Origin of the sequence: Streptomyces sp. NPDC058691 (assembly GCF_042714775.1) — a bacterium.
Lineage (GTDB): Bacteria > Actinomycetota > Actinomycetes > Streptomycetales > Streptomycetaceae > Actinacidiphila.
In genome coordinates this window covers 1-10,833 of sequence record NZ_JBHXSO010000116.1, presented here as the reverse complement: position 1 = coordinate 10,833, position 10,833 = coordinate 1, and the positions used below count along the sequence as shown (strand labels likewise).

The window sequence follows — 10,833 nt, the reverse complement described above, 5'->3', positions numbered from 1 at the left end:
GGAGCATATTTGGGTGCACAACCCGGAGTGACCAACGGACAGTGCCCGAGGCACCAAAATGTGCTGTCCAGAATGGCCAGCCCCGGAGGCCCCGACCCCGGCACCCACTGATACGGGCGCCGGGGTCACTGACTTCACAGGGCACACGGGCGGGAGGGCGGGGAAAAGAACCTGCCCGCACCGCAGGTATACCGTGAGGCAGAATCGGAAGAGACCGTACTCCGCCATGGAGAAAAAGACCGTGCCGCCAACCCTCACGTCCCTCCTGCGGAATCCCGCCCTGCAGCTGAAGGCCCTCGCCGGAGGCGCCGACGCCGACGAGGCGACCGTCCGCTGGGTGCACACCAGCGAGCTGGACGACCCCGCGCCGTACCTGGAGGGCGGGGAACTGCTGCTGACGACCGGCCTGAAGCTGGACATGGGCTCGCCGGACGCGCTCGCGCAGTACGTGGCCCGTCTGGCGCGCGCCGGCGTCGTGGGGCTGGGCTTCGGCGTGGGGCTGAGTCACGACACCGTGCCGGAGGCACTCGTGGCGGCGGCAGAGGCGCACGGGCTCCCGCTGCTGGAGGTGCCGCGCAAGACGCCGTTCATCGCGATCAGCAAGGCCGTGTCGGCGGCGATAGCCGCGGACCAGTACAAGGCGGTGACGGCCGGCTTCGAGGCGCAGCGGGAGCTGACCCGGGCCGCGCTGGCGCCGGACGGGACGGGCGCGCTGCTGGCCCGGCTGGCGGCGCATCTGGACGGCTGGGCGGCGCTGTACGACGCGTCCGGCGCCGTGTTGGCCGCCGCCCCGGAGTGGGCGGGCCGGCGGGCCGCACGGCTGGCCGGCGAGGTGGACCGGCTGCGCGGGAAGCCGGCACCGGCGAGCGCGTCCGTGGCGGGCCCGGCGGGTACGGAGGACCGGGTGCAACTGCAGTCGCTCGGCACGGGCCGCCGCCCGCGCGGCTTCCTCGCCGTGGGGACGGAGGAGCGCCTGGACACCTCCGCCCGCTACATCGTGCACGCGGCCGTGGCCCTGCTGACGCTCTCGCTGGAGCAGTCGCGCACATTGCAGGACACCGAGCAGCGGCTCGGCGGCGCGCTGCTGCGGATGCTGCTCGTGGGGGAGACCGAGCACGCCCGCACGGTGGCCGGGCGGCTGTACGGCGGGCTGCTGGAGGCACCCGTGCGCGTCCTGGTGGCCGAACCGGTGGAGACCGCCGCCGGGGCGGTGGGCCTGCTGGCCGAGCGGGTGGAGGCGGCGGCGCTGCGTTCCGCCGAGCCGGTGCTGGCGGTGCGCGACGGGAACCGGCTGACGGTCCTGGCCTCGGCCGAGGGCGCGGTGCTCGCCGCGTGCCTGGCGGCGATCGACAGCGACGACGACCTCGTGGCGGGGCTGTCCGCCCCGGTCGGCTCCGCGGCCGTGCCCGGCGCCCATGAGCAGGCCGAGCGGGCGCTGGCGGTCGCGCGGCGCCGCGGCCGGAGCCTGGTCGAGCACGACGAGGTCGGCACCGGCTCGGTGCTGCCGCTGCTGAGCGAGGACGCCGTACGGGCGTTCTCGGACGGGTTGCTGCGCCCGCTGCGCGAGCACGACGCCACCGCCCGCGGCGACCTCGTCGCGTCCCTGCAGGCGTGGCTGTCCCGGCACGGCCAGTGGGACGCCGCCGCGGCCGACCTCGGGGTGCACCGGCACACGCTGCGCTACCGGATGCGGCGGGTCGAGGAGATCCTGGGCCGCTCGCTGGACGACACGGACGTGCGGATGGAGCTGTGGCTCGCCCTGAAGGCCGCCGGCCGCTGACATCACCTGCCGAAACGGCGCATCCCGCCGGGCCGGTACTCCGCGGTGGACAGACCCGTCCGGGTGCAGGCCGTCCTACGGTGTGCGCATGAGCACCTCCACCGCCTTCTGGCTCGCCGGCCGCCCCGTCACCGGCGAGGACAGCTTCGATGTCGTGAACCCGTACGACGGCAGCGTCGTGGCCTCGGTCGGCGTGCCGACCGAGGAGCAGGTCGAGGAGGCGGTCGCGGCCGCCAAGGCCGTCGAGGCCGAGTTCGCCGCGACTCCGGCGCATGTGCGCGCCGCCGCTCTGGACCATGTGTCCAAGCGGCTGGCCGAGCGCACCGAGGAGATCGCGCGCCTGATCACCGCGGAGAACGGCAAGCCGGTCAAGTGGGCGCGCGGTGAGGTCGGCCGCGCCGTCTCGGTGTTCCGCTGGGCGGCGGAGGAGGCGCGCCGCTTCAACAGCGGAGAGGCGCAGCGCCTGGACACCGACGCGGGCGGGGTGGGCCGGCTCGCGCTGACCCGCCGCTTCCCGCGCGGCAGCGTGCTCGGCATCGCGCCCTTCAACTTCCCGCTCAACCTGGTGGCGCACAAGGTGGCCCCGGCGATCGCCGTCGGCACGCCGATCATCCTCAAGCCGGCGCCGTCCACCCCGCTCTCGGCCCTCGTACTGGGCGAGATCCTGGCCGAGACCGACCTGCCGGCCGGTTCCTGGAGTGTGCTGACGGTTCCCAACGACCGGATGCCCGCGCTGGTCCAGGACGAGCGCCTGCCGGTCATCTCCTTCACCGGCTCCGACCGGGTCGGCTACCAGATCATGGACTCGGTGCCGCGCAAGCACACCACCTTGGAGCTGGGCGGCAACGCCGCCGCCGTCGTCCTCGCGGACTGGTCCTCCGAGGAGGACCTGGAGTGGGCCGCGAGCCGCATCGCGACCTTCGCCAACTACCAGGGCGGCCAGTCCTGCATCTCCGTGCAGCGGGTCGTCGCGGACACGGCGGTCTACGACCGGCTCGTGGAGAAGATCGTGGCCAAGGTCAGGGCCCAGGTCACCGGGGACCCGTCGGACGAGGCGACCGACGTCGGCCCGCTGGTCGACGAGAACGCGGCCCGGCGCGTCGAGTCCTGGGTCGAGGACGCCGTGGCCAAGGGCGCGAAGCTGCTGACCGGCGGCGCGCGCGACGGTGCCGCCTACGAGCCGACCGTGCTGGCCGACCTGCCGGCCGACGCGATCATCGCCACCGAGGAGGTCTTCGGCCCGGTGCTGTCGCTGCACAGGGCCGACGGCACCGGCGAGGCCTTCGCCATGGTCAACGACTCCAGGTTCGGCCTGCAGAGCGGTGTGTTCACCCACGACCTGCAGACCGCGTTCCGCGCCCACCGGGAGCTGGAGGTCGGCGGGGTCATCATCGGCGACGCGCCCTCCTACCGTGCCGACCAGATGCCGTACGGCGGCGTCAAGGACTCGGGCGTCGGCCGTGAGGGCGTCAAGTACGCGATGGACGACTACACCTACGAGCGCGTCCTCGTGCTGACCGGGCTCGCCCTTTAGACCACCCCTTCCAGCGGCCGGGGCGCATGTGCGGTGCGCCCCGGCCGTGTTGTTCCCTTCTCGGCATGGCCACGTAAAGTGTCGCTCTCGCACAGGGGCGCCGAGGTGGCGCCGGGGAGGGGAAACACAAGGTGGCAACGTATGCGGTGGTCTGCGCGGCGGAGGCCGGGGCGACCGCGGAGGCAGTGGCCGGCGGGCCGGCCGGCGGCTGGATCCACGGGGGCGAGGGCGGCACGGGGGTGCTGTTCGACGCGCCGGTGACCGAGGGAGAGGGCATCGGCATCAACGACCTGGTGCCGGCCGGGCGTGGACTCGCCCGGCGGCTGGACACCCCGGCCGTGGTGCTGGTCGGGACGCCGCAGGTCGCGTACGCGGTGTTCCTGCGCCCGGACGGCGAGGGCAGCCAGACCATGGCGTGGGCCGCGAGCTGGGTGCCGCCCACCGATCCGGAGGAGTACGCGGAGCACCGCGCCGAGTGGGACGCCCAAGCCGCCCGCTGCGCCGAGTGGTTCGGCCGTCCCGGGGCCGCGGCGGCCCTGGCCGAGGTCCGCAACGACCCGCGCCCCGGGGAGGAGAAGCCGGGCTCCGACGAACTGCTGCGCCAGGTGTGCGCGGCGCTCGGCGTGCCCGCCACGACCATCGGCGCCTCCTCGCTGACCTCGGGCGACGGCGTCGCCGACGAGGGCGTGCCGGCCGGTGCCGTGCGCGCCGAGCCCGCGCTGCCCGCCGGCACGGAGACAGCCGTGGCCAAGAGTTCCACGCTGCGCGCCGTTCGCGCCCTGGTGCTGCTCGCCGGCTTCTATCTGCTGGGTGCTGCGCTGCTCGCCGTGCTGGCCGGGGTCGACGCGCTGTTCGCCTCGATGGCCTCGGGCGCGGTCACGCTCAAGGTGTTCATCGGCAGCGTCGTCCTGGCCATCCCCATCGTCCGCGGCATGTTCATGCTGCGCCGCTCGGAGGACGACGGGCCTGCGGGCGTCCCCGTCACCGAGCAGCAGCAGCCCGGGCTGTGGGCGGCGGTCCGTGACCTCGCCGGGCGCTACGGCACCCGCGCGCCGGACGAGATCGTCCTCGTCGGCGAGGTCAACGCCGCCGTCTCCGAGGAGTCCCGGCTGCTGGGACTGATCGCCGGCCGCCGCCGCATGTACATCGGCATGCCGCTGCTGGCCGGGCTGACCGAGCGCCAGCTGCACGCCGTCCTCACCCATGAGCTCGGCCACTACGGCAACAGCGACACCCGGCTGTCCGCCATCACCCTGCGCGGCCAGCAGCGCGTCCTGCGCACCATCGCCCACTTCGAGGAGCGGGCCGCCCGCGCCCAGGGCCGCGAGCAGGTCCGGCAGGAGGAGCGCGCCGCCAAGGCGCTGGCCAAGGGCCGCAAGGCCAAGGAGGTCGACACCTCGGGGGCGGGCGTCACCTACCGTGCCATGGCCGCGATCTACACGGCCTACGCGAAGTTCTACCTCCGCGCCTCGCACAGCGTCGGCCGCGCCCAGGAACTCGCCGCCGACCAGGCCGCCGTACGGCTCGCCGGGCGGGACGCCACCGCCTCCGCGCTGCGCGAGATCCCGATCCTGGACGTCGCCTTCGCCCACTACATGCGGCAGTACGCCACCTTCGGCGTCCCGGCCCGGCTCCTCCCGCCCGAGGGGGAGGTCTACGGCGGGCTGCGCCGGTTCCTGGGAGACCCCGCCCGGCGCGAGGAACTGGCACGGATGCGCGCCCGGCTGCCCCGCGAGCAGCGTTCCCCCTACGACTCGCACCCCCCGATCGCCGAGCGCGTCCGCCTGGTCGAGGCGGCGCCCTCCGAGACGCCCGGCACGGCCCCCGGCGGACCGGACCGTCCGGCCCTGGAGCTGCTGCGGGACCGGGAGCAACTGCTGATCGCCCTGGAGGCCGCGACGCTCACCGGCGAGGCCCAGGCGTTCACCCGAGTGGAGTGGAGCGCCCTCGCGGATCCGGCGGTGCGTCTGGCGCTCACGGAGAACGCCGCGCCGCTGCGCGCCGCGCTGTCCGCCGCGGGCACCGAGCCGACGGTCGGGGCCCTGCTCGACGCCGCCGACGAAGGCCGCCTCCCGGCCGTCGCGCAGGGGCTGCCGGAAGGCGCGCTGCATGAGGGCGTCGCCGCCCTCGCCGGCCTGGCGCTCGCCGAATCGGGCGCGGGTCACTGGGAACTGACATGGCATCAGGGCGTCCGTCTGGTCCTGGCCGACGGCACCGACGAGGCGGAGTTCGGCGCCGCCGTCGGGGCACTCGCCGACCCGGTCGCCGGGGACGGCGCGGCACCGGACCCGGCGCCGCTGCGCAAGCTGCTCGCGTCGGCCTGAGACGCCGGCGGGGGCCGGCGGGAGGTCACCGGTCCTCCGCACTCCGTGCGCGAGGGCTGGTGACCATGCCGGAACCGGGGTACTAACGAACACGTAGCACCGGTCGGTAACGACACGAGGTGATGCCCCCATGTCCGCAAGTCCAGCCCGCCCCACCGTCTCGGAACGCGAAGCACGCCAGGTCGCGGAGGCAGCCCGGGAACAGGAATGGCGCAAGCCCAGCTTCGCCAAGGAACTGTTCCTGGGACGCTTCCGGCTCGACCTGATCCACCCCCACCCCACACCGCCGACCGAACAGGTCCAGCGTGGCGAGGAGTTCCTGGCCAAGCTCCGCGACTTCGTCGAGACGAAGGTGGACGGCGCGCTGATCGAACGCGAGGCGCGCATCCCCGACGAGGTCATCGACGGGCTCAAGGAGCTCGGCGCCCTCGGCATGAAGATCGACCCCAAGTACGGCGGTCTCGGTCTGACCCAGGTCTACTACAACAAGGCGCTGGCCCTGGTCGGGTCGGCCAGTCCCGCCGTCGGCGTGCTGCTCTCCGCGCACCAGTCGATCGGCGTGCCCCAGCCGCTGAAGATGTTCGGCACCCCGGAGCAGAAGGAGCGGTTCCTGCCGCGCTGCGCCCGCACCGACATCTCCGCCTTCCTGCTCACCGAGCCCGACGTGGGCTCCGACCCGGCGCGCCTGGCCACCACGGCGGTTCCGGACGGGGACTCCTACGTCCTCGACGGCGTCAAGCTGTGGACCACCAACGGCGTCGTGGCCGATCTGCTGGTCGTCATGGCCCGGGTGCCGAGGAGCGAGGGCCACAAGGGCGGCATCACCGCCTTCGTGGTCGAGGCCGGCTCGGAGGGCATCACCGTCGAGAACCGCAACTCCTTCATGGGCCTGCGCGGCATCGAGAACGGCGTCACCCGCTTCCACCGGGTGCGGGTCCCCGCCGAGAACCGCATCGGCCCCGAGGGTTCCGGTCTGAAGATCGCCCTGACCACCCTCAACACCGGCCGCCTGTCGCTGCCCGCGTCCTGCGTCGCGGCCGGCAAGTGGTGTCTGAAGATCGCCCGCGAGTGGTCGGTCGCCCGTGAGCAGTGGGGCAAGCCGATCGCCCGGCACGAGGCCGTCGGATCGAAGATCGCCTTCATCGCGGCGACGACGTTCGCCCTCGAGGCCGTCATGGAGCTGTCCAGCCAGATGGCCGACGAGAACCGCAACGACATCCGCATCGAGGGCGCGCTCGCCAAGCTCTTCGCGTCCGAGATGGGCTGGGTCATGGCCGACGAACTCGTCCAGATCCGCGGCGGCCGCGGCTTCGAGACCGCGGAATCGCTCGCCGCACGCGGCGAACGAGCCGTCCCCGCCGAGCAGTTGCTGCGCGACCTGCGCATCAACCGGATCTTCGAGGGCTCGACGGAGATCATGCACCTGCTGATCGCCCGCGAGGCGGTCGACGCCCACCTGTCGGTGGCCGGCGACCTCATCGACCCCGACAAGGCCCTCGGCGACAAGGCCAAGGCCGGCATGAAAGCCGGCGGCTTCTACGCCCGCTGGCTGCCGAAACTCGTCGCCGGCCCCGGCCAACTGCCGGTCTCCTACGGCGCCTTCCACCCGACGGGCCATCCCGACCTCGCCGTGCACCTGCGCTATGTGGAACGCAGCGCGCGCAAGCTCGCCCGCTCCACCTTCTACGCGATGTCCCGCTGGCAGGGCCGTATGGAGACCAAGCAGGGCTTCCTCGGCCGTGTCGTCGACATCGGCGCCGAGCTGTTCGCGATGAGCGCCGCCTGCGTCCGCGCCGAGATGCTGCGCACCCGCGGCGAGAACGGGCGCGAGGCCTACCAGCTCGCCGACGCCTTCTGCCGCCAGTCGCGGCTGCGGGTGGAGGAGCTGTTCGGCCGTCTGTGGGCCAACACCGACACCATCGACCGCAAGGTGGTCGACGGCGTCCTCGGCGGCGCCTACACCTGGCTCGAAGCCGGCATCGTCGATCCCTCGGGCGACGGCCCGTGGATCGCCGCGGCCGACCCCGGACCCTCCGGCAAGGAGAACGTCCACCGGCCGATCCGCTGAACGGCCGGCCGCACCCGAGGGCGCCGCTTCCCGGAGGCGGTGCCCTCGGCGTGCCGCCGACCGGACACAATGGGGGGATGACCGACTCTCTCGCCGACCCGCACCTGCGGCCGACCGGACCGGACACGGCCACCGCCGCCCCTGACGGCCCCCGCGACATCGTGATCCTGGGCTCGACCGGATCGATCGGCACCCAGGCCGTCGACGTCGTCCTGCGCAACCCCGACCGCTTCCGGGTGGTCGCCCTGTCCGCGGCGGGCGGCCGGGTCGGGCTGCTCGCCGACCAGGCACTGCAGCTGGGCGCCCAGGCCGTCGCCGTCGCCGACGAGAAGGCCGCCGGCCCGCTCCGCGAGGCCCTGGCCGAGCGGTACGGGAGCGAGCCGCTGCCCGAGGTCCTGGTGGGCCCGGACGCGGCGACCGAGCTGGCCCGCAGGCCCTGCCACTCGGTGCTGAACGGCATCACCGGCTCGATCGGGCTGCGCCCGACGCTGGCCGCCCTGGAGGCGGGGCGCGTCCTGATCCTCGCCAACAAGGAGTCGCTGATCGTCGGCGGCCCCCTGGTGAAGGCCGTGGCCAAGCCCGGCCAGATCGTGCCCGTGGACTCCGAGCACTCCGCGCTCTTCCAGGCCCTCATGGGCGGCGCCCGCTCCGAGGTCCGCAAGCTCGTCGTCACGGCCTCCGGCGGCCCCTTCCGGGGGCGGACGAAGGAGGAGCTGGCCGGGGTCACCCCGCAGCAGGCGCTGGCCCACCCCACCTGGGACATGGGACCGGTGGTGACCATCAACTCCGCCACCCTGGTCAACAAGGGCCTGGAGGTCATCGAGGCCCACCTGCTCTTCGACATTCCCTTCGACCGGATTGAGGTCGTCGTCCACCCTCAGTCGTATGTCCACTCGATGGTGGAGTTCACGGACGGTTCGACCCTGGCCCAGGCCAGCCCGCCGGACATGCGGATGCCGATCTCGCTGGGCCTGGGCTGGCCCGAGCGGGTGCCCGACGCCGCGCCGGGGTGCGACTGGACGAAGGCCGCGACCTGGACCTTCTTCCCGCTCGACGACGAGGCGTTCCCGGCGGTGGCACTCGCGCGCCGCGTCGGTAGCCTCGGGGGTACCGCCCCCGCGGTGTTCAACGCGGCCAACGAGGAGTGCGTGGCCGCGTTCCTCGCGGGCACGCTGCCCTTCACCGGCATCGTGGACACCGTCGCGCGGGTGGTGGAGGAGCACGGCACCCCCACGGCGGGAACTTCTCTCACCGTCGAGGACGTCCTCGAAGCGGAAAGCTGGGCACGAGCCCGTGCCCGGGAACTGGCTGCGGAACAAGCGGAGCAGGCGACAACGGAGGCGGCACGCGTATGACGGCACTCATGTGGGTCCTGGGGATCGCCCTGTTCTTCGTGGGCCTCCTGGTCTCCATCGCCTGGCACGAACTCGGCCACCTCTCCACCGCCAAGCTCTTCAAGATCCGCGTTCCCCAGTACATGGTCGGCTTCGGGCCGACCATCTGGTCACGGCACAAGGGCGAGACCGAGTACGGCGTCAAGGCCGTCCCGCTCGGCGGCTACATCCGCATGATCGGCATGTTCCCGCCCGGCGACGACGGCCGGGTCACCGCCCGCTCCACCTCGCCCTTCCGCGGGATGATCGAGGACGCCCGCTCGGCGGCGTACGAGGAACTGAAGCCGGGCGACGAGACCCGGATGTTCTACACGCGCAAGCCGTGGAAGCGCGTGATCGTGATGTTCGCCGGGCCCTTCATGAACCTGATCCTGGCGTTCGCGCTCTTCCTGATGCTCTTCATGGCCTTCGGCTTCAAGACCCAGACCACCACGGTCGGCTCGGTCTCCGACTGCGTCATCCCCGCGTCCGACACCAAGGCACTCAAGGCCAAGGACCCCTGCGCCCAGGGCGACTACCCGGCGGCGCCCGCCAAGGCCGCCGGACTGCAGAAGCGCGACCGGATCGTGGCCCTGAACGGGGTCAAGGTCGACGACAGCCAGTGGTCGGTGCTGCAGCAGCAGATCCGCAAGACCATCGGCCCCGCCACCATCACCGTGGTGCGCGACGGCAAGACCGTCGACCTGCACGCCAACCTGATCGCCAACAAGGTCATCAAGACCGACGGCCAGGGCCTGCCCGTCGACGGCAAGTACGTCGAGGCCGGATTCCTCGGCTTCACGCCCGCGACCGGCGTGGTGCGGCTGGGCTTCGGCGAGTCGATCGACCACATGGGCACCGCCGCCGAGGAGAGCGTCCGGTCGCTGGCCGCGCTCCCCAGCAAGATCCCCGCGCTGTGGAACTCGGTCTTCGCCGGCGCCGAGCGCCAGCCCGACTCCCCGGTCGGCATGATCGGCGCGGCACGCCTGGGCGGCGACGTCTTCTCGCTGCCCCTGCCGGCCACGCAGAAGATCGCCCTGATGGTGAACCTGCTCGCCGGGGTCAACCTGGCCCTCTTCCTCTTCAACATGCTGCCGCTGCTCCCGCTGGACGGCGGCCACATCGCGGGCGCCCTGTGGGAGTCGCTGCGGCGCAACCTGGCCCGCGTCTTCCAGCGTCCCGACCCCGGTCCGTTCGACGTGGCGAAGCTGATGCCGGTCGCCTATGTGGTCGCCGGGATCTTCATCTGCTTCACGGCCCTGGTCATGGCCGCGGATCTCATCAATCCGGTGCGTTTGACCTAGCGCGCTGTCCTCGGCGTGGGTGGGGTGACGTAGTCTCGTTCAACGGAGCCCGCCCATGCCGCCGGGACCTCGATCCGCGTACTTTGGGGATGCCACGCACATGACCGCGATTTCGCTCGGGATGCCGTCCGTTCCGATCAAGCTCGCCGACCGCCGCAAGAGCCGCCAGATCCAGGTCGGATCCGTGGCCGTCGGCGGCGACGCACCGGTCTCCGTCCAGTCCATGACCACCACCGTCACCGCGGACATCGGCGCCACGCTGCAGCAGATCGCCGAGCTCACCGCCTCCGGCTGCCAGATCGTGCGGGTCGCCTGCCCCTCGCAGGACGACGCCGACGCCCTCGCCACCATCGCCAAGAAGTCGCAGATCCCGGTGATCGCGGACATCCACTTCCAGCCGAAGTACGTGTTCGCGGCGATCGACGCGGGCTGTGCGGCGGTGCGGGTGAA

General features: G+C 72.7%; 7 protein-coding genes. All 7 read left to right on the top strand.

The features are described 5' to 3' along the window. Nucleotides 1-241 precede the first annotated feature (241 nt). A complete protein-coding gene (locus ACFWVC_RS37925) occupies nt 242-1,780 on the top strand; it encodes a PucR family transcriptional regulator (protein WP_384298971.1) in 1,539 nt (512 codons plus the stop codon). 88 nt (nt 1,781-1,868) lie between these two features. After that, a complete protein-coding gene (locus ACFWVC_RS37920; protein ID WP_384298962.1) occupies nt 1,869-3,314 on the top strand; it encodes an aldehyde dehydrogenase family protein in 1,446 nt (481 codons plus the stop codon). A 131-nt stretch (nt 3,315-3,445) separates the two neighbouring features. Then, a complete protein-coding gene (locus tag ACFWVC_RS37915) occupies nt 3,446-5,638 on the top strand; it encodes a M48 family metalloprotease (RefSeq protein ID WP_384298954.1) in 2,193 nt (730 codons plus the stop codon). Nucleotides 5,639-5,768: 130 nt separating this feature from the next. Further along, nucleotides 5,769-7,706, top strand: a complete 1,938-nt coding sequence (locus ACFWVC_RS37910; RefSeq protein WP_384298947.1) for an acyl-CoA dehydrogenase family protein — start codon at nt 5,769-5,771, stop codon at nt 7,704-7,706. Nucleotides 7,707-7,783: 77 nt separating this feature from the next. Then, nucleotides 7,784-9,061: a 1-deoxy-D-xylulose-5-phosphate reductoisomerase gene (dxr, locus tag ACFWVC_RS37905; protein ID WP_384298941.1), complete on the top strand. Its 1,278-nt coding sequence runs from the start codon at nt 7,784-7,786 to the stop codon at nt 9,059-9,061. Continuing rightward, nucleotides 9,058-10,383 (top strand): M50 family metallopeptidase, encoded by a 1,326-nt coding sequence (locus tag ACFWVC_RS37900; protein ID WP_384298934.1) that lies wholly within the window; start codon nt 9,058-9,060, stop codon nt 10,381-10,383. The genes dxr and ACFWVC_RS37900 overlap by 4 nt, the downstream gene beginning before the upstream one ends. 100 nt (nt 10,384-10,483) lie before the next feature. Then, the coding region (locus tag ACFWVC_RS37895) for a flavodoxin-dependent (E)-4-hydroxy-3-methylbut-2-enyl-diphosphate synthase (RefSeq protein WP_384298924.1) at nt 10,484-10,833 on the top strand (350 nt) is incomplete at its 3' end.